This is a genomic window from Clostridium chrysemydis (genome assembly GCF_015234215.1).
In the GTDB taxonomy this organism is placed as follows: Bacteria; Bacillota; Clostridia; order Clostridiales; family Clostridiaceae; genus Clostridium; species Clostridium chrysemydis.
The window spans coordinates 157,647-178,856 of record NZ_JADEKP010000005.1 but is presented as its reverse complement, the minus strand read 5'-3'; the positions used below and the strand labels follow the sequence as shown (position 1 = coordinate 178,856).

The 21,210-nt window shown below is 28.0% G+C and carries 18 protein-coding genes and 1 tRNA gene; 16 read left to right on the top strand and 3 right to left on the bottom strand.

What is annotated here, in order from left to right; all coding sequences use genetic code 11:
• Nucleotides 1-4 precede the first annotated feature (4 nt).
• Nucleotides 5-3,115, top strand: a complete 3,111-nt coding sequence (locus INR60_RS13540; RefSeq protein WP_194192037.1) for an AAA family ATPase — start codon at nt 5-7, stop codon at nt 3,113-3,115.
• A 75-nt stretch (nt 3,116-3,190) separates the two neighbouring features.
• Here INR60_RS13540 and rbr read toward each other — a convergent pair whose 3' ends face one another.
• On the bottom strand, nt 3,191-3,766 hold the full coding sequence (rbr, locus tag INR60_RS13535) for a rubrerythrin (protein ID WP_194192036.1): 576 nt from the start codon (nt 3,764-3,766) through the stop codon (nt 3,191-3,193).
• Between the two features lie 66 nt (nt 3,767-3,832).
• Nucleotides 3,833-4,708: a DegV family protein gene (locus tag INR60_RS13530; protein ID WP_194192035.1), complete on the bottom strand. Its 876-nt coding sequence runs from the start codon at nt 4,706-4,708 to the stop codon at nt 3,833-3,835.
• 182 nt (nt 4,709-4,890) lie between these two features.
• Here INR60_RS13530 and INR60_RS13525 point away from each other — a divergent pair, with 182 nt between their 5' ends.
• From INR60_RS13525 to INR60_RS13475, 11 genes are all read left to right on the top strand, one after another.
• Nucleotides 4,891-5,748: a sensor histidine kinase gene (locus INR60_RS13525; RefSeq protein ID WP_194192034.1), complete on the top strand. Its 858-nt coding sequence runs from the start codon at nt 4,891-4,893 to the stop codon at nt 5,746-5,748.
• A gap of 56 nt (nt 5,749-5,804) precedes the next feature.
• Nucleotides 5,805-5,879 (top strand) — tRNA-Arg (locus tag INR60_RS13520).
• A 203-nt stretch (nt 5,880-6,082) separates the two neighbouring features.
• Complete coding sequence (locus INR60_RS13515; protein WP_194192033.1) at nt 6,083-6,895, top strand: ABC transporter permease; 813 nt, start codon at nt 6,083-6,085, stop codon at nt 6,893-6,895.
• A 24-nt stretch (nt 6,896-6,919) separates the two neighbouring features.
• On the top strand, nt 6,920-8,098 hold the full coding sequence (locus INR60_RS13510; RefSeq protein WP_194192032.1) for an ABC transporter ATP-binding protein: 1,179 nt from the start codon (nt 6,920-6,922) through the stop codon (nt 8,096-8,098).
• 11 nt (nt 8,099-8,109) lie between these two features.
• Complete coding sequence (locus INR60_RS13505; protein WP_194192031.1) at nt 8,110-9,789, top strand: CDP-glycerol glycerophosphotransferase family protein; 1,680 nt, start codon at nt 8,110-8,112, stop codon at nt 9,787-9,789.
• Nucleotides 9,790-9,812: 23 nt separating this feature from the next.
• The gene (locus INR60_RS13500) at nt 9,813-10,526 is read left to right on the top strand and encodes an IspD/TarI family cytidylyltransferase (RefSeq protein WP_194192030.1); all 714 of its coding nucleotides are present in this window, start codon (nt 9,813-9,815) and stop codon (nt 10,524-10,526) included.
• Between the two features lies 1 nt (nt 10,527).
• Nucleotides 10,528-11,547, top strand: a complete 1,020-nt coding sequence (locus INR60_RS13495; protein ID WP_194192029.1) for a zinc-binding dehydrogenase — start codon at nt 10,528-10,530, stop codon at nt 11,545-11,547.
• 71 nt (nt 11,548-11,618) lie between these two features.
• Nucleotides 11,619-12,767, top strand: coding sequence for a CDP-glycerol glycerophosphotransferase family protein (locus INR60_RS13490; protein ID WP_194192028.1), 1,149 nt, complete (start codon nt 11,619-11,621; stop codon nt 12,765-12,767).
• Nucleotides 12,768-12,775: 8 nt separating this feature from the next.
• Nucleotides 12,776-13,246 (top strand): PssD/Cps14F family polysaccharide biosynthesis glycosyltransferase, encoded by a 471-nt coding sequence (gene pssD, locus INR60_RS13485; RefSeq protein ID WP_194192027.1) that lies wholly within the window; start codon nt 12,776-12,778, stop codon nt 13,244-13,246.
• Nucleotides 13,246-13,710 carry a PssE/Cps14G family polysaccharide biosynthesis glycosyltransferase gene (gene pssE, locus INR60_RS13480; protein ID WP_194192026.1) on the top strand — a complete coding sequence of 155 codons (465 nt, stop codon included), beginning with the start codon at nt 13,246-13,248 and terminating at the stop codon, nt 13,708-13,710. Before pssD ends, pssE begins: the two co-directional genes overlap by 1 nt.
• 63 nt (nt 13,711-13,773) lie before the next feature.
• The gene (locus INR60_RS13475) at nt 13,774-14,889 is read left to right on the top strand and encodes a Card1-like endonuclease domain-containing protein (protein ID WP_194192025.1); all 1,116 of its coding nucleotides are present in this window, start codon (nt 13,774-13,776) and stop codon (nt 14,887-14,889) included.
• A gap of 18 nt (nt 14,890-14,907) precedes the next feature.
• Here the strand turns inward: INR60_RS13475 and INR60_RS13470 are convergent, their stop codons facing one another.
• Complete coding sequence (locus INR60_RS13470) at nt 14,908-15,798, bottom strand: phosphatidylserine decarboxylase (RefSeq protein ID WP_194192024.1); 891 nt, start codon at nt 15,796-15,798, stop codon at nt 14,908-14,910.
• A 273-nt stretch (nt 15,799-16,071) separates the two neighbouring features.
• Between INR60_RS13470 and INR60_RS13465 the strand changes: the two genes are divergently transcribed.
• The 4 genes from INR60_RS13465 (at nt 16,072) to INR60_RS17660 (ending at nt 21,200) form a co-directional block, all read left to right on the top strand.
• Entirely contained in the window at nt 16,072-17,832 is a 1,761-nt protein-coding gene (locus INR60_RS13465) for a ferredoxin hydrogenase (RefSeq protein ID WP_194192023.1), read from the top strand.
• 80 nt (nt 17,833-17,912) lie between these two features.
• Complete coding sequence (locus tag INR60_RS13460) at nt 17,913-18,695, top strand: Cof-type HAD-IIB family hydrolase (protein WP_194192022.1); 783 nt, start codon at nt 17,913-17,915, stop codon at nt 18,693-18,695.
• Between the two features lie 186 nt (nt 18,696-18,881).
• Nucleotides 18,882-20,345, top strand: a complete 1,464-nt coding sequence (wsfD, locus tag INR60_RS13455; RefSeq protein ID WP_194192021.1) for a glycan biosynthesis hexose transferase WsfD — start codon at nt 18,882-18,884, stop codon at nt 20,343-20,345.
• Entirely contained in the window at nt 20,346-21,200 is an 855-nt protein-coding gene (locus INR60_RS17660; protein ID WP_194192020.1) for a diguanylate cyclase domain-containing protein, read from the top strand. It abuts the gene before it with no gap.
• Nucleotides 21,201-21,210: the final 10 nt, after the last annotated feature.

Genomic DNA, 21,210 nt, shown 5'->3' with positions numbered 1-21,210 from the left:
GAGTATGAGACCAACAAGACTTACAATATCAGCGTTTGGGCCTTATGGTGATACTCAAAAGCCATTAGATTTCACAGAACTTAACGGGCAAAATATATTTGTTATAACAGGTAAAACTGGAGCTGGGAAAACTACTATATTTGATGCTATATGCTATGCCCTTTACGGAGAGGGAAGCGGTGAACTAAGAACAGATGCTGAAAAGCTTAGAAGTGATTTTGCAACTTCAAAAGACGAAACTTTTGTTGAACTTGAGTTTGAGTTAAAAGGTGAGATATATAAGATAAGAAGAAGTCCAACTCAAGAGAGAGCAAAGCAAAGAGGTGAAGGAACTACTACAAAAAAAGCTGAAGCAGAGCTTTTAATGCCTGATGGTAAGGTTATTACAAAGCCAAAGACAGTAGACTCAAAGCTTATAGAGATATTAGGGATAACTAAAGATCAATTCAAGCAAATAGTTATGTTACCTCAAGGTGAATTTAAAAAACTATTAGTAGCACCATCTAAAGATAAAGAAGAAATATTTAGAAAAATATTTAACACATACAACTTTAAAAAGATTCAAATAAAATTAGAAGACAGAGCAAGGGAATTAAGAAAAGAAACAGAAGAATTAAGAACTAAGATGGGTGCTTTTATAAGCAATATTAAAGGTGAACATAATATTATTAATGATGAGTATATGGACTTCATTAAAGTTATAGGAGACCTTAAAATTCTTATAAGTGAAGAAGAAAAAACATATAAAGAAAACAAGAAAGAATTAGATATTTTAAAAAAAGACATAGATTTATTAAAGGAAAAAAAGATAGAAGCTCAAAACGAGAAAAAGCTTTTAGAAGATAGAGAATTAACTGAAAAGAAATTAGAAGAATTAAAATTAAGGGAAAAAGATATAGAAGAAAAAACTGTTATTTTAAAGAAGATAGATTTAGCAAAAGAAATAAAATTTAAAGAAGATAAAAATATAGAAAATGAATTAAGGTTTAAAAAAAGAATCGATGAAATGACGAGTCTTTCTAAAGAAATTGAAGAAAATAATGAAACTTTAGTAAGCTTAGAAAAGCAGGTTTTAATAGAAGAATCAAAAGAACCTAAAAGAAAAGAAATAACTATAGAAATATCAAAATTTAAAGATATAAAACCAAAAATATTAGATTTTGATAATATAAAAGAGTTAATAAAAGATAAGTTAAAAGAACAAGCCCTTTTAATTAAAGAAAAAGAAAAGAACAAAAAACTTATAGAAGAATCTAAAACTAAAAAAGAAGATTTAGAAAATAGATTTAAAAATATAAGCAATTTAGAGATAGAAAAGGCAAATTTAGAGAAAGAGAATACTGAAAGAAATAATAAAATAGCTAAACTAAGAGATGCATATAAGATAGTTGAAAGATATGAAAAAGCAAAAATAAAGCACGAAGAAAGAAGTAAAGATATTAAAATAAAAGAAGAAAATTATTTAAAGATAAAAGAAAAATACGATAAAATGCAAGATATATTTATGAAAGAAAAGGCTGGGGTTTTAGCTAAAGCTTTAGAAGAAAATAAACCTTGCCCTGTATGCGGTTCTTTAGATCATCCAAATCCAGCTCTTTTAACTAGTGAGGATATAACAGAGGATGTTTTAGAAAAAATAAAGGAACTATTTGAAAAGACAAGAGAAGAGTGGAACACATATCTAAACCAACTTGAAATTTTAAATAATAATATTAAAATTTCTAAAAAAGATATGGATGAGTCTTTAGAAAGCTTTAATAAAAGCGTATATAAAGATGGGCTGTTAGAAGAATTCTTAGAAAAAGGAAAGAATATCTCAATAGAAATAAAAAATATAGAAAATAAAATTAAAACCTTAGATGAAGAAATTAAAAATAAATCTAAGTTAGAAGAAGATATTAAAAAAACAACTAATTTTATAAAAGAATTAGAAGAAAAATTTGAAGATATAAATAATAAAGAGAGTATTCTATCTGGAGTTATAGGTGAAGTAAAATCAAAATATGAATCTTTAAAAGAAGAAATTCCAAAAGACATAATATCATTAGAAATATTAGAAAATAAAATATTAGAAAAAGAAAATAAACTAAAGAATTTAGAATTACTTTTAAAAAAATCTATAGAAGATAGAGATAATTCCAAAATAAAATTAAATAAATTAGAATCAGAAAAAGTTCAAGGAATTAAAATAATAGAAGAATTAAAAAAGGAAATAGAGTTTTTAAGCCTAGAAATAGAAAAAGATATATTAGATAAAGGTTTTGAATCTAAAGAAGACTACGAAAAAATAAAATCATTTATAAAAAGTGCTTTAGAAATAAAAGAATATATAGATAAATATGTTATAGAACTGAATCAAACTATAGGTAAGAAAAAAGATCTAGATGAAAAGTGCAAAAACTTAAAAAATATAAATGTAGAAAAATTAAATGAAAGATTAGATTATCTTTTAGATAAAGAAAAAACTTTAGATAAGGTAAGGGAAGAAGAGATAGCAGTCCTTAAAAACAACAAAACTATGCTTAAAAACATAGAAGAGTTAAACTCGAAGTTTGAATATGTTGGAAAAGAGTATAAAGTTATTGGGGAACTTGCAAATACTACTAGCGGTAAATCAGCACCTTATATAAGTTTTGAAAGATATGTTTTAGCATCTTATTTCGAGGATATTATAGATGCTGCAAATATTAGATTAAGAAAAATGACAAATGGCAGATACAAATTAATCAGAAAAACAGATAGAGCAAAGGGTGCCGGTGCTAAGGGATTAGATTTAGATATAATAGATGCGAACACAGGAAAAGAAAGAGACATAAGTTCAATATCAGGTGGAGAAAGTTTTAAAGCATCACTTTCATTAGCACTTGGACTATCAGATATAGTTCAAGAATCATCAGGAGGAGTATCACTTCAAACTATCTTTATAGATGAAGGTTTTGGTACTTTAGACGATGAATCTTTAGAAGCTGCGATTTCAACTCTTTTAGACTTACAAAGTGCAGGTAGACTTGTTGGAGTAATATCCCATAGAGAAGAGCTAAAAGAAAGAATAGGGGCTAAATTAGAAGTTTCTTCTTCAATCAAAGGAAGCACTGCTAAATTTAATGTGCTTTAAATAAAAAGAGATTACACTTAGGTGTAATCTCTTTTTTGTATCTGTATATGGTATGTATTAATTTAAACCATGATATTATAAAACTTTTTCAAAGAAGCCTATAGGGTGGTGGCAAGATGGGCATGAAGCCGGAGCTTCTGTGCCTTCAAAAATATAACCGCAATTTATACAATGCCAAGTAATTGGAGTACTATTTTTATAAAGTAAATCATTACTCATTTCATCGTATAAAGATTTGAATTTAGCCTCGTGGTGTTTTTCGATAGATGCTATAAGCTTAAAAGCTTCAGAAACTTCTAAAAAACCTTCCCTAGCTGCTATGTCTCCATACTCAGGGTACACAGATCCCCATTCATGATGCTCACCCTCTGCGGCGTATTTTAAATTATCTAAAGTGCTACCAAATCCTATAGGAAAACCTGAATCAACAGTTATAATATCATGACTAAATTCTTTAATTAGTAAGTCATAAAAGACTTTAGCATGAGCTCTTTCGTTATCAGCAACCTCAAGGAAAACTGACTCTACTTTTTTGTGACCTTCTTTTTTTGCTTTTTCAGCATAAAAAGTATACCTATCCCTAGCTTGAGCTTCCCCAGCAAAAGAGTTAGCTAAGTTTAATAGAGTTTTACTATTTTTAAGACTTTTCATAAAAATCCCCTTTCTATCTATAGCTTTTAAGGATAGTTTTAGCTAAGACCTTTGGGATTATTCAATTTAATCTTCTTCTCTATTTGTTCCAGTACAAAATATTGCAAGTGCATTTGCGCCTGTGTGGCTACCTATTGCTAAACCTATATAATTTATAACAACTGGTATAGAAAACTCTTCTTTTATCATATTTGATAATTTTAAAGCATCCTCAATACAATCAGCATGAGAAATATATACAGTTTGATTTTTAGGGTCTATAATTCTATTTTTTATCTCTTCAAAAAGAGTTTTAATAGATTTTTTTCTTCCCTTTACTTTAGAATAGCTAACTAAACTACCCTCGTTTGAAACCCTTAAAATAGGCTTTATATTTAAAAGACTTCCAAAAGTAGCTGCTGCACTTGATATTCTTCCACCTCTTTTAAGGTGATTTAAATCATCTACAGTAAATATATGATTAATTTTATATTTAAAATCATCTAGATATTTTACTGCATCATCTAAAGTATAACCGGAATCTCTTAATTTGCAAGATTCCATTACAAGTAAACCTACTCCTAAAGATGCAGATTTACTATCTATTATCTCAATTTTAGCATTCGGATATTTTTCTAAAGTTTCTTCTTTTGCTATTAGGGCACTATTATAAGTTCCACTTAGACTAGATGAAAAACTTACGTATAAAAGCGGTTTTTCAGATTTTGCATACTCTAAAAAAGTTTCTGAAAATCTGAAACTATTTATCTGAGAAGTAGTTGGCATAGTACCTTTTCGTATTTCTTCATAAAAATCAGAATAAGAAAGTGATGTGCCAAAGTCTTCAATATAATCTTTATTATTAAAATTACAAATAAGTCCTAAATAGTCTATAGAGTTTTTTTCAATTAAATCCTTTGGTAAGTCACAAGATGAATCTGTTAGTATATAAAAATTAGCCATGTTAAAAACCTCCTTTCAGTAAACACTATTAGTATGTGAATTTATTTAGTTCGATTATGTAAATTATAACAAAAAAACGACTATAAACATAAGTAAAAAAAGTATTAAATTACATAAAATGGTTGTTAGCTGTCTTTTTAAATGATAAAATTATAAATAGTAAGAAGTTAGGGGATGTTACTATGAATGAAGAAATAGATAAATTATTAGAGAGCCTTAACGAAATAGAAGATAAAGAAATTGCAAAACAATTAGAAGAAATAATTAAAGTTAATAAAGATGGTGAGAATTTTATAATAAATCTATCTCATGATTTAAGAACACCTATAAATATTATTATAAGCGTAGTACAACTATTACTTAGTAGGGATAATATAAAAAGAGATTTAAAAACTGTAGAGTATCTTGATATCTTAAGAAGGAATAGCTACAAGTTATTAAAACTTGCAAATAATATGGTAGATGCAGCTAAAATATCAAACAATTGCTACAAGATACATAAAGAAAATATAGAAGTTATAAGTTTTATTGAGAACTTAATAATATCAATAGATAAGTATGCAAAGCAAAAAAATATAGATGTAATTTTTGATACAAATAAAGAAGAAGTAATTATAGGTATAGACCCGGAAGCTTTAGATAGAATTCTTATAAATATAATCTCAAACTCAATAAAATATTCTAAAGAAAATACAAGTATATTTGTTAATGTGTTTGCTAAAAATGATTATATAAATATTCACATAAAGGATTCAGGTAGAGGAATAAGTAGTGATAAGTTAGAATTAGTATTTAACAGATACGAGCAGGCTGAAGAATCAGACAGTAAGATGGGGTCAGGTATAGGATTAGACTTAGTAAAGGGTTTAGTATATGCACAAAGCGGTGAAATAAATATAGCTAGTGTAATTAACGTTGGAACAGAAATAATTTTAAAATTCCCTAACAAAAAAGAAGAAAATATAAGAGAAAGTAAGAAAATGAACAGTGATGACAAAATTCAACAGTTAGAAATAGAATTTTCCGATATATATCTTTAATTTAATTTGCACTTACATTAGATTTATGTTAATATTATGCTGTTAAAGGCTAATAAGGAGCGTTAGTTAAATGGATATAACTTACCGCTACGGACGGTACATTATGGGTTCGATTCCTATACGCTCTACCAAATACTTCAAAACTGTTGTTTTGAAGTATTTTTTTTATTTAAAAGTTAAGAGTTTTTAAATAAATATACATAGAAATTGTGGTATAACTTAAAATAGGTGAATTGATATCTTTAAAATGTGATATAATTTAGCTAGTTAACGATACATAACCTTATGTTATTTAGAAAATTAAATAGAAGGTGAATTTAGAAGGAGAAGACTTATGAATTTCTTAGAAAGCTTAAAATTAGTATGGCGTGAGCATATATGCAATTATAAGCAAATATTCCAAATGGCTCAAAAAGATCTTAAGAAGCAGTTTTCTGGAACTGCCCTTGGAATAGCATGGCCTATTATTAAAAACCTAATATTTGTTTTTGCTTATTGGTTTACAATTCAAGTTGGATTAAAGGGTGGAAAAAGTACAGAGCATGTACCTTATATGGCATGGCTTGTAGTAGGACTACTACCTTGGTTCTTTATAAGAGATACTTTAGTTCCGGCTGCAAGTTCAATAAGAAAAAATAAATATTTAGTTACTAAGATGGTTTTTCCAGTGTCTACAATACCAACTTTTAAAGTATTGTCAGCATTCATTAGTAGTTTTATGTTTGTAGGGATAGGATTTTTAGTATGTTTTGCATATGGTATATTTCCGAATATCTACTGGATTCAAATAATTTATTATGCAGTAGCTGCGGGAATTTTATTAGTTGCGATATCTTTAACTACGTCAGCATTGGTTGTTGTAAGTAGAGATTTAGAGTTTCTATTAAACTCTATAATCGTATTAATATTCTGGGTGAGTCCAATTTTATGGCCAATCGAGAATTTACATGGAACTATAAAAATGATAGTAAAATTAAACCCATTTTTTTATATTATAGAAGGATTTAGAGAATCTATGCTTTATGGAAAATGGTTCTTCGAGAGTCCAGTTTTAACAGCTTACTTCTGGGTAGTTGTAATAATTTTATTTGTAATTGGTGTATTTTTCCATGGTAAATTAAGAGATTACTTTGCAGACATTTTATAATGTTTATAGAAGGAGATTATAATTATGTACGCTATTAAATTAAATAATATATGTAAAACATATAGAATATATCAAAAACCATTTAAGAGGGTTATGGATTTAATATTCAATCAAAAAAATTATATTGAATATAACGCTCTTACAAATATAGATGTGAATATTGAAAAAGGAGAAGCTGTCGGAGTTTTAGGTAAAAATGGGGCAGGTAAATCTACTCTTTTAAAAATAATAACAGGTGTTGTAGCACCAACTTCAGGAAGTTGTGAAATTGAAGGTAAAATATCGGCTATACTTGAGTTAAACTCAGGATTCGATGATGAACTAACAGGATATGAGAACATATTTGTTAAAGGGGCTATACTAGGGTATACGAAAAGCGAGATAGAAGCTAAAGTAGAAGATATTATAGACTTTGCTGATATCGGAGACTATATATACCAACCAGTTAGAACTTATTCAAGCGGAATGAAGTCAAGATTAGGGTTTGCAATTTCTGTAAATGTTGACCCTGATGTTTTGATAGTTGACGAAGCACTAGCTGTTGGAGACGATATTTTTAAAACAAAATGTTTAAGAAAAATGAGTGAATTTAGAAAATCTGGTAAAACAATATTTTTCGTAAGTCACTCTCTTTATACAGTATCATCTTTCTGTACTAAATGTATGTGGATTAAAGATGGTCACTTAATAGATTATGGAGATACTTGTGATATACTCCCTAAATACGAAACGTTTTTAAAAGAAGAAAAAGCAAAAGAAACTAAAAAGAAAAAGGCAGTAAAGAAGGTTGCTATAGATAAAAAAGACTTTATAGAAGTTAAGAACTTTAAATTTAAAGATGGTTCTAAATTCAAATATAAAGATTATATAGAATATTCATTTGATTACATCATAAAGCAAGAAATGCCAGGATTAAAATGGTCATTTACTATAAGAGATGCAGATACAAATGAAATATATAGCAGTGATAAAATGGAAGAATCATATTTAGTTCAAAATGATTTGGGGGAACATTCTATCAAAATAAGATTAAAGCCTGATTTATTACCTGGAAAGTATATGCTTTCAGGAGAACTTAGAGAAGGAACAGGTATTTTCTTTGTAGGATATTCAAATAAGAGAAGTTTTGAAGTCACAGGAAAAGAAGATACTTCCGGTAAGGGAATAATATATGTTGAACACGAAGTAATTTCTAATAATTAGGAGAGTTAATTATGAAAAGAGTTCTTGGATATATAGACGAATTAGAGTGGGTCGATGAAACAGGTCGACTGTATCTTGGCGGGTACGCCTTCGTTGAGGGAGAATCTATAAATTTAGACCATAGAGTTAAAAAATCGCTTATTATAAAAAATAAAGATAAAAAGTATTATATACCTGCGCAAAATGTTTTTAGAAGTGATATAACAGAGCAATGTGGAGAAGGTAAACATAATTACGATTACTCAGGTTTTTACGGGTTTATAGATTTAGAATTTATTGATAATATGGGACCTTTATCACAAGGTACATGGGAGATATCAATATATATAAATGCTAACGGTGAAGAAATAGAGCACCCTTTAAATTATTTAGGAGACCCTAAAGTTAAAAAGCAAAAATTCTTGGCTTTAAATAGTTATAAAAGAGCTAAAAGTTTAAGAATAAAGGGATCTAAAGGAAGACTTGTTGTAGAATCTATAAATAAAAAGGTTTCTTTAAAAGAATATTTCAAGCTTGTAAAAAGTCAAAGTAAAACAGTTAAAAAGTTTAAAAAATACATTAAAAAACAAAAAAGAAAGCTCGGAAATAAATCTCTACAATTTGTATACTTCTTTACTAAAAGAATGAAAATAAGAAATAATAGAGTAGTATTTTTATCAGATAGTAGGGTTGATTTTTCAGGTAACTTTGAATTCATTCATAAAGAACTTTTAAGTAGGGGTGGATATGAGATAAATCATATACTAAAACCTAGTATAACAGCACCTAGAAGCTTAAAAGATATGTATTCTTTAGTTTATTATATTTCAACTAGCAGATACATCTTACTTGATGATTATTATCCTCAAATATACAAATTCAAAATCAGAGAAGGCGTTGATGTTATCCAATTATGGCATGCAACAGGAGCTTTTAAAACTTTTGGATTTAGTAGACTTGGTAAAAAAGGTGGTCCAAAAGCAAGGTCTAAAAACCACAGAAACTACACTAAGGCTATAGTTAGTTCTGAATCAATAAGATCTCACTACGCTGAAGCTTTTGGAATTTCAGAAAATTCAGTAGTTTCAACTGGTGTGCCTAGAACAGATATATTCTTTGATGAAGAATATAAAGATAAAACTATAGAAACTTTATATAGCAAATATCCTAGTTTAAAGGATAAAAAAGTTATATTATTTGCACCAACCTTTAGAGGGAATGGACAAAAGTCAGCTTATTATGATTTTGATAAATTTGATTTAGAAAAATTAAGGAAAGAATTTGGAGAAGACTATAAAGTAATAGTTAAATTACATCCATTTATAAATACTCCATTTGTTATTCCTGAAAGCTCAAAAGATTTCGTTATAGATTTATCATCTGAAAGAGAAATAAATGATTTACTATTTATAACAGATATTTTAATAACAGATTATTCTTCAGTATGTTTTGAATGTTCATTACTTAAAAAGCCTATGATATTCTTTGCATACGATTTAGATGAATATATAGCAAGTAGAGATTTCTACTATCCTTATGAAACTTTCGTACCAGGACCTATTGTAAAAAATATAGATGGTATGATAAAAGTAATAAAAGAAGAAAATTTTGAACTTGATAAGTTAGATAAATTTAGAAAAACATTCTTTGATCAATTTGACGGAAAATCTACTCAAAGAGTTGTTGATCAATTATTAAAGATAGAAGAGTAAAAATACTTTTAAGGAGTGAAATTATGATTTACGCAGAGATTTTAGCTGGTGGAAAAGGAACACGTATGGGAAATACGGAGATGCCAAAACAATTTTTAAAAATAGGAGAAAAACCTATAATAATTCATACTTTAGAGACTTTTTTAGTTAACACTAAAATAAACAAAGTAATAGTAACTACACCTAGTCAATGGATTCAACACACAAATGATTTAATTAATAAATATATCCCAAAAGATATGAGAGAGAGATTAAAGGTTTGTGCTGGAGGTTCTGATAGAAACGAATCAATAATGAACGGAATAAAATTTATTGAATCAAATTATGGAATAAATGAAGAAGATATTATAGTAACACACGATGCTGTAAGACCTTTCTTAACTCATAGAATAATAGAAGATAACATAAAAGCTGCACTTGAGTTTGGTGCTTGTGATACTGTAGTGCCAGCTTTTGATACTATAGTAGAATCAGTAGATTCAGAAAATATAAGTAGTATACCTAGAAGAGATTTTATGTATCAAGGTCAAACTCCTCAAAGTTTCAACATAACTAAATTAGTAGGAATGTATAATGCATTAACTAAAGAAGAAAAAGAAATTTTAACTGATGCTGCTAAGATATTTGTTGTTAAAGGTGAAAAAGTAAAATTAGTTAACGGGGAAGTTTATAACATGAAAATAACTACTCCATACGATTTAAAATTAGCTAATGCCTTAATAAAGGAAGACTTATAAGATGATTAATAAAGTATATAGATTAATAGCAGCGAAACAAATAACAGTTGAGTTTGAAGATAGATCTTTAGGTGGCAATGGAATAATTGTAAGACCTACAAGACTTTCAGTTTGTGCAGCAGACCAAAGATACTACACAGGAACTAGAGGAAAAGAAGCTATGAAGAAAAAGCTTCCAATGGCTTTAATTCATGAGGGAGTTGGAGAAGTTGTTTACGATCCAGAAGGAGAATTTAAACCTGGTGATACAGTAGTAATGATTCCAAACACTCCAACAGAAGACGATAATATAATTGCAGAAAACTATCTAAGAAGTAGTAAATTTAGAGCTAGTGGATTTGATGGATTTATGCAACAATACGTATTCATGGGAAGAGACAGAATAATAAAATACGATAAGATAAATCACGATGTTGCATCATTTTTAGAACTTATAAGTGTGTCAATGCACTCTATAGATAGATTTGATAAAAAATCACATTCAAGAAGAGATGTTTTAGGAGTTTGGGGAGATGGTAATGTTGGGTTCATCACAGCATTAATACTTAAAAAGAAATTTCCAGATTCTAAAATCGTAGTATTCGGTAAGAACGAAGAAAAGCTTAACTTCTTCTCATTTGTAGATGGAACTTACCAAATAGATAATATACCAGACGACTTAAAAATAGATCACGCATTTGAAGCTGTTGGTGGAAAAGCAAGTGAATATGCAATAGATCAAATAATAGATTATATAAATCCAGAAGGAACAATAGCTATACTTGGAGTTTCAGAAAATCCTGTTCCTATAAATACTAGAATGGTATTAGAAAAAGGGTTAAGTATCGTAGGTAGCAGTAGAAGTGGTAGAGTAGATTTTAAAGCTGCAGTTGATTTCTTAGAAGAGCATGAAGATGCACAAAATCAACTTGAAAAACTTATATCAGCAGTTATAGATGTAAACGGAATTGAAGATATAGTTAAAGGTTTTGAGCATGATCTAACAACGCCATTTAAAACAGTTTTAAACTGGAGAATATAATTGTAAGCTAATATACTTTGGGCCCTTTATTAAAAGGGTCCTTATTTTTGATTTATAGCGGGAGGAAGTTTATGAAAACTTTAGAAAGATTAATATTAAAATACCTTCTTAGAATAGTTTATTATGTTTCATATATAGTTCCAGTTAAAAAGAGGATTGTATTTGCAACATATAGAAAAGGTACTATGAATGGTAATTACCAATATATATATTCTGAGATACAAGAAAGTCAAATAGATTATAAATGTGTATTCTTATTTCAAAAATACCAAGGTGGATTAAGTGGAACTATAAAGTATTTTCTTCATATGATGAGAGCAACTTTCTATTTAGCTACATCAGAGTTTTTCTTAATAGATGATTTCTATTTTCCAGTTTACGTAGTAAACAATCTTAGAAAAGGGACAGAAGTAGTTCAAGTGTGGCATGCATGTGGGGCATTTAAAAAATTCGGATTTAGCATTTTAGACAAAAACTATGGTGCGGATAACAATTACGTAAAATATATTCCTATCCATAGTAACTACACTCACGTATTAGTAAGTTCTGATGAAGTTAAAAAATACTATGCAGAAGCTTTTAATATGAAAGAAGAAAATATAGACCCTATAGGAATTCCAAGAACTGATATTTTCTTTAATGAAGGATTAAAGAAGATTGCAAAAGAAAAAGTTTATTCAAGATATCCAAAGCTTAGAGATAAAAAGCTAGTTCTTTATGCGCCAACTTTCAGAGGAACAAGTCAATCAGATGCGAAGATGAGTATAAACTTCGATATTTCAAGATTAGTTAATTCTCTTCCAGAAGATTATATATTAGGTTTTAAAATGCATCCATTTGTGAAAGATACAGGGAATGTAGATAACGATAGAGTTATAAACTTATCAGACTATGAAGCTATAAATGACATACTAGTCATGACTGATATGCTAATAACTGATTATTCATCTATAGTATTTGAATATTCATTACTTGAAAGACCTATGATTTTCTATGCTGATGATTTAGATACTTATATTGATGAAAGAGATTTTTATTATGATTATGAAAGCTTTGTTCCAGGTCCTATAGTGAAAAATACAGATGAACTTTTAGATGTTTTAGAAAAAGATTGCGACTATGAAAAGATTAGAGAATTTAAAAATAAATTTTTCGATTATACAGATGGAAAAGCTTCAAAGAGATTTGTGGATAGGATTATATTAAAGAAAGATAAGTAGGTGATTTTATGAAGAAGGTTTTATTTATTTCTTCAACTGGGGGACATTTATCAGAGCTTATGCAATTAAAACCTATTTTTTCAAATTTTGATTATCATATAATAACTGAAAAGACAGATACAACTATAAAATTAAAAAAAGAATACGGAAAAAGAATAGATTATTTAGTTTATGGTGCTAGAAATTATATGCTTAGCTATATGTTTAAGTTCCCATACAACATATTAAAATCTGTTTATCTGTATTTTAAAATAAAACCAGACGTTATAGTTACGACAGGGGCACACACAGCTGTTCCTATGTGTTATATAGCTAAGTTTTTCAAAAAGAAGGTAATATTTATAGAGACGTTTGCTAGAGTAAAGTCTACAAGTATGTCAGGTAGAATGATAACTAAAATAGCTGATAAATTTTTAGTGCAGCACGAAGAAATGCTAGATGTGTATGATAACTCTATATATGAAGGAGATTTATATTAATGATATTTGTTATATTAGGAACTCATGAGTTATCTTTTGTTAGATTATTAAATTATCTTGAAAAGATGGATATAAAAGAAGACGTAGTGATTCAATCAGGTAATACACCTTTTACTTCAAAAAAATATAAAGTTATTCCTTTTTTAGCTCAAGGAGAGTTTGATGAATATATAAATAAAAGTGATTTAGTTATTACTCACGGGGGAGTAGGCTCTATATTTACTGCATTTAAATATAATAAAAAAGTTATAACTATGCCAAGGTTATCAAAATATAATGAGCATAATGATGACCACCAATTAGAGATATGCGAAAAATTTGATAGGGAAGGCTATACTAAAAATTGTACAGACTATGATACGTTAGAAAAATCAATAAAAACTTATAAGGACATAGAATTTAAAAAATATAAGTTTGATAATAGTAGGATTTTAAACTATTTAAATAAAATAATTTTAGAGTAATAGGTTTAAAATTATTTTATAAGGTTAATCTAATAATATATTTAAGAGTAAGGAGACATGCTTATGTACGATACCTTAATAACATTATTAGATAAACATAACGAAAGCATTATAATAATTTCAAAAAAGTATAATATAAAAAATATTAAAGTTCTAGAGAGGCATCCTCAAAATACTCAATTTAAAGAATCTATAAATGAAATGTTTACTAATAACTTAGATGCAAATATTGAATTTATAAAGATATCTGATTTGAGTGAAGACTTAAAAGGTTTATTAAAGGGAAAAGTTTTAATAAATCTCACAGGTGGTAAAAGGATAGACTCTTTAGAACTTTTTAAATTATCCTTAGAATTAAACATAGATAGAGTTTATTTAGATATATTGGAGAAAAAAGAATATTTCTTGGGAAATGGAGAAAAAAATATTTTAAAAGATATTGATTTAAATATAGAAGATATATTAAATAGTGGGGGAAATGATTTGATTTATGATTCTTCTAACCTTTCATACAAAGAAGATATAAAAAGATATACAAAATTAATATTTAATAATATAGAACTTTGGCACAAATATAAACAACGAGTTTCTGATACTAGTATATTTGAACACCTTTATAAAGATCCAAGGTACGTTATAATCCATAAAGAAAAATTAGAAAAAGAAGAGTTAAAATTATTAAACAAAATACTTTTAAGTCTAAAAGAAGAAGGAAAGATAAAATTAAGAGATGAAAAAGACACTATAAAAGTAGAATTTTTAAATGATTATTTAAAAGGGTTTATCTTTAAGAGTGGAACTTGGCTTGAAGTATTTACTGAAAATACAATAAAAGAAATAGAAGATGTAGACGATGTTAAAAGTGGGCTTATATTTTTGTGGAACAAATACGACGATGTTGTTAGAAATGAGCTAGATGTAGTTGCAGTTAAAGATTCAAATATGATATGTATATCTTGTAAAGACAGTGAAAAATACGATGAGAATGCATTAAACGAGCTTAGTATTTATAGTGAAAGGCTTGGAGGAAACAAAACAAAAAAGATTTTGGTCTCAACTAAAAATCCTTCAAAGCAAACTATAGAAAAACGAGCTAAAGAGATGGGAATATCTTTAGTTATACTAAATAAAGATAGAGAAAAATTTAAAAATGAACTTAAAAGTATTATAAATAAATAAAAGAAGCTAATAATTAAATTAGCTTCTTTTTGTTCCGATTTTTTCTCCAAATAATACTCTAGTTTCGTATCCAAGAAGAGATTGCTCAACTATATCTTTATCGATTTTAACTACACCCTTTTTAAAGAAAAGGATAGTAGTAGAACCTCCAAATTTAAAATAACCTTTTTCTTCGCCACGGTTTACACGTTTAAAAGGTGTATAGCTTTGAATTATAGTTCCAACACAGGTTGCTCCAACTTCTACATATATTATATCTCCGAAATTATCTGATTTAAATAAAGACCATTCACGTTTGTTTTGACAGAATAATTTAGGTATCCTATCTAATGCGATAGGATTAACAGAATAGTAGCTACCAGGGATTTTTGTTATGTTACCTGGAATTCCAGAATCTATAAAGTGATATCTATGATAATCAGTCGGACAAAGCCTACAGATTAAACAAGTTCCACCTTCGTATTCTTTAGCTATTTCATCATTTTTTAAAAGTTCTTTTAGGCTGTATTTAAAGCCTTTTACTTGAACTATATTATTCATATCAATATCTTCATAAGCTAAAAGTCTACAATCAACTGGAGAAATTAAGACATTTTTATCTTCGGGAATAGGTCTAGAAGTAGATTTTAATTTTCTTGCAAAGAATTCATTGAAGTTTTTAAACTCACCTGCATCTTTAGCATATAAATCCATATCTATATTAAAATCATATATAAATTCAGGGATTTTTTTTCTACTTAATTTAGTATTACAGAAAGAACCGTAAAGCTTAGATGGTAATTTCTTTTTTATTATCATCTTAGTTACTTTTTTACCTACAGGTGATTCGTAGCACCAAGCAAGGTACTTTTTACCTGCAACTTTTTCTTCTTCATATTTTTTAGTATCTCTATTATAAACAAGTATCATAGTATACTCCTTTAGATTTATTAAGACTTTTTTTCGAAATATATAATAAAGTATAGAATAAAGTATATACATATGCAAGGAATAAAAAAATGGATTTGAAAAAATAGGGAGATTAATGTAAACTTAATAAGTATGTATTTAATTTACATTAAAAAAATAATGTAAATTAAAGGTGTTTATGATAGAATGGATATAGTTAAAAATATAACAAAGGCATAAAAATTTAAAATTACAGAGGTTTTAAGTTTAAGATAAATGGAGGTCTTTATTAGAATGAAAAAGTTATTTATTAATGAAAAAGAGATAGAAGTAGCAGAAGGTACATCGATATTAGATGCTGCAAGAGCAAATGGTATAGACGATATTGCAACACTTTGTTACTTAAAAGAATGTGGAAATGTTGGAAAATGCGGGGTATGTGCCGTAGAGATAGAAGGAAAACCAAACTTAGCTTTAGCTTGTTTAACTAAAGTAGAAGATGGAATGGTTGTTAGAACTAATACAGAAAAAGTTCAAGAAAGAGTTAAGATGAGAGTTTCAACTTTACTTAACAAACATGAATTTAAATGTGGACCTTGTCCAAGAAGAGAAAACTGTGAGTTCTTAAAATTAGTTATAAAAACTAAAGCAAGAGCAACAACACCTTTCTTACCAACACCAGAAGAAAAAGAAAAATTAGTTGATGAAAGAAGTAAATCAATTGTTATAGATAGATCTAAATGTGTTTTATGTGGAAGATGTCAAGCTAGCTGTAAAACTAAGTCAGGTACAGAAGTTATAAAAGTAGCTAACTTTAACGGAGTAAGACAAGTAGCACCAGATGCTGAAAAATGTTTTGATGATACAGATTGTATATTATGTGGTCAATGTGTAACTGCATGTCCAGTTGCAGCATTAAAAGAAAAAAGCCACATAGAAAGAGTTGAAGAAGCTCTTCAAGATCCTGAAAAGCACGTATTAGTTGCTATGGCACCTTCAGTAAGAACTGCCTTAGGTGAGTTATTTAAGATGGGTTACGGAGTAGATGTAACAGGTAAAATCTATACTGCATTAAGAGAATTAGGTTTTGATAAAGTATTTGATATTAACTTTGGAGCAGATATGACTATAATGGAAGAAGCTACAGAGCTTATTCAAAGAATAAAGAATGGCGGACCATTCCCAATGCTAACTTCATGTTGCCCAGGATGGGTTAGACAAGTAGAAAACTACTACCCAGAATTAATAGAAAACTTATCATCAGCAAAATCACCACAACAAATATTTGGTGCAGCTACTAAGACTTATTATCCAAAAATTTCAGGTGTAGAGCCTAAAAACGTATATACAGTAACAGTTATGCCTTGTACTGCTAAAAAATACGAAGCTGATAGAGAAGAGATGGAAGTTAACGGTTTAAGAGAAATCGATGCTGTTATAACTACTAGAGAATTAGCTAAAATGATTAAAGATAGAAAAATAAACTTCGCTGGATTAGAAGATAGCGATGCAGACCCAGCTATGGGAGAATACACAGGAGCTGCAACAATATTTGGAGCAACTGGTGGAGTTATGGAAGCTGCTCTTAGAACAGCTAAAGACTTCGTTGAAAATACTAACTTAGCTGAAATTGACTACGAAGAAGTTAGAGGATTAAAAGGAATAAAAGATGCGACTGTATCTATAGATGGAGTAGAGTACAATGTTGCTGTTATAAATGGTTCTTCTAATCTTTTTGAATTTATTGAAAGTGGAAGAATGAAAGAAAAAGACTACCACTTTATAGAAGTTATGGCATGTCCAGGTGGATGTGTAGATGGTGGTGGACAGCCACATGTAAGTGCAGAAGAGAGAGAAAAACATAACATAAGAGCTTTAAGAGCATCTGTACTTTACAACCAAGATAAGAAATTAAACAAGAGAAAATCACACGAAAACGAAGCTTTATTAAAAATGTATAAAGAGTTTATGGGAGAGCCAGGACACGGTGTAGCACATGAACTATTACACAGAAAATATAAGAAAAAAGATAAAAAATCAGAAGAAATAGTTTAAAATTAATGATATAATAACTTTAAACATGCGCCTCATATTTTATATGTGGCGCTTTTTTTCTAAGGAGGAAGGGAATACATATGAAAATTTTAGCAAGTGATTTAGATGGAACTCTAATGATTGATCAAAAAATTTCACCGAAGGATTTAGAGGGAATTCAAAAGTTAAGGGAACAAGGACATAAATTTGTAGTATCTACAGGAAGAACTGTAAATGGAATGAAGGAAGTTTTTGATAACTATGATTTAGAATGTGATTATATGGTTTTAAATAATGGAGCAGTTGTTTTAGATGGCGATGGAAAAAAGATTATAAGCAAAACTATAGATAAAGATATTCTAATAAAAATAGTAGAAGAATTTCACGACAAAGAAGAAACTTTAATTTATTTCGATTACGGACAAGCTATAGGATTAATAAATAATCCTAATGTAGATATAAAAAACTCTGAGTTTTTATCATTTATTCCAGCAAATGTTATGGAAGTTTCAGAAGTTAAGGATTTAAATAAAGATGCATCTATAATAGGAGTTTTTGCAAGTGATAAGTCAGTTGAGAGAGCAGAAAAAATTAAAGAGAGATTATATGAACTATTAGGTGATGATTTAGCTATGTTTAGAAATCAATATTTTATTGATATAATGCCTAAAGGATGTTCTAAAGGAAATGGATTAAGAGAAGTTTTAAGACTTGAAAATAAAGAGTTAAAAGATTTATATACAGTTGGAGACTCTTTAAATGATATATCAATGCTTGAAATTACAGAAAATAGTTATACCTTTAATAGAGCAGAAGAAATAATAAAAGATATTGCAAATAATCATATAGATTTCGTTCATGAAATAGTAGATGAAATCATATAAATAGTTTAATGATATTTAATAATTATTTGTGAATAATACTTGTTTTTAAACAGTGTATGAACAACTGTTTAAAACAAGTATTTTTTATTATTAATGTGATAAAATTTTATAAATAAGATAAAAATGAGTAGTAAAACTTATTTTAGAAAACAATAAATATAAGAAATATTTTTTGGGAGGAAGTTTATGAAAGGGAAAGTATATAAATTGCTTGAACGAATAAACTACCCTATTTTAGCAGTTATATTAGTTATAGTTATTGGAAGTTTAACATTATTTTTTAAACCATATGTTGGTATGGCAAATAACGGTGATTTTTATAGGATAATGATAAATAATAATTTGTATTATCCAGACAAAGAACAAACAGATAAAGATTATTTTAATTATTTTGAAAAGGATTATGGTATAAGCGAATTTTATAATGATAACCCTAAGATGCTTGTATCAACTCAATCGCTCGTAATAAAACCTGCAATATTTTTAGATAAAGTTTTCACGGGAAACGATAACTTATTTGATATAAGGTTTTTAGGAGCGATTCTTTTAGTTATCCATGCTATAGCAGCATATCTTATCATAAAAGGGCTTACATTTGATTTAAAAAGTCCCTTTAAAAAATTGATACTCACTCTTTTATATGTTTTGATTTTTATGGATACAGGTTATATAGCTTACTTTAATTCATTCTTTGGAGAAGGTGTAAATATACCTTTCTTTTTGCTTAGTATAGGCATAATGATATGTATGATTAAATTTAACAAAGTAACTTGGTATAATATTATTTTATTTTCAGTAATAACCTATATATTTATAGGATCAAAGCAACAATTAGCACCTACAGGAATTCTTGTAGCCATTTTGATTTTTAGGATGATAAGATTTGATAAAAAAAATAGTGTCGCAATTATAGGCTTTTTTACTATAATTGCACTAATACTAGGATCCTTATTTTTATATAAGAAAATCGAAGGAGATTTTGATTATATAAATAGGTATCATGCTTTAAATAGAGGGATTTTATTATATGAAAGTGATCCAGAAAAAATATTAGAAGAGATGGGTATAAATAAACAATATGCACTTCTTCAAGGAACAAATTATTTTGAAACTATTTCTCAAATAAATTTAAAAGATGAAAATTTAAAAAAAGATTATTATGATCATTTTACAATGGGAAAAATAGTAGCATATTATGTAAAACATCCATCAAAAATTTATAAAATGGCGAAGATTGGGTTTAAAAATGCCTATTATATAAGACCAGCTGTTTTAGGTAACTATGAAAGAAGTGCGGGAAAAGAGCCAGGTGAGAAAAGCTATTTCTTTGCAGCATGGAGTTCATTTAAAACTTATCTTTTACCGAAGAATTTAAATCTTTCTATAGTATATATAATAATTTTATCTTGGCCTGTAATGAAGATATATTTTAGAGAAAGAAAAGATAAAAATGGAATAGAGAGCCTTATGGGAGAAATTTTTATTTATATATTCTTAGTTGGACTTTTGCAGATAATTGCATCTTTAGTAGGTGCAGGAGATGCAGATTTAACTAAACATGAATTTATGTATAATATGAGTTTTGATATGATGGCAATTCTATTTACCTACTCATACTTTAAACTAAAAGAAGAAAGGGAGGCGAAATAAGTGAATTCTTTAGATATAAGAAAAAAAGTAGACCTTAGTATAACAACGCTTATTGCATTTTTCTTTGCACTTGGACTTAGCTTTAGTATTTTAAATTTTAAACAAGGGTATGAAAACTATACTTTGTTTCTAGTTGCAATGCTAGTAACTATAGTTAGCTATTATACAAATGTAACATTTGCATTACTAACTGTATTAGTAGTTGATTTCGGTTATATAACATTTAAACTATACCAATATATAATTCATGGAATAGAGATAGATTTCAATACTTACTTTTGGCTTGCATTTATTTTTATAGCAGCATTAGTTACATCTATTTTGTCAGTTAATATAAACAAATTACAAAAGGAAGTAAAAGATTTAGATATAAAAAATAAAAACTTAGTTATGATAGATGAAGAAACTAACCTTAGAAACTTAAAATCATTTATGAATGAGATGCCTATTTATATTAGTATGACAAAAAGGCATAAGGAGCTTCCATTAACATTAATGATTACTAAATTAAAGTATAGTGAAAACATCAAAAATATATTAGGCAAAGAAGAGTATAGAAAAGTTATGAAGAAAATCACAGCAGCAATAGAAGAAGTATTAAGAGATGAAGATAGAAAATATGTCTTAAACGAAGACTCATTTGCTTTTATTTTAATCACAAATAACGAAGGTGCAAAAGTAGTAAAAGGCAGAATAAAGAAGAGAATAGATGAAATTGCAATAAGTGAAAGTGAGGTTACAGGAAGGCTTGTAAAACTAGAATTGCAAACAGGATTTTTAGAATGGAACCCTGAAATAAAGAATACGTTAGAGTTTTTAGAACGTGCGGAGTCTCAATTAGAATATGATGTTTAAAAAGAAAAAT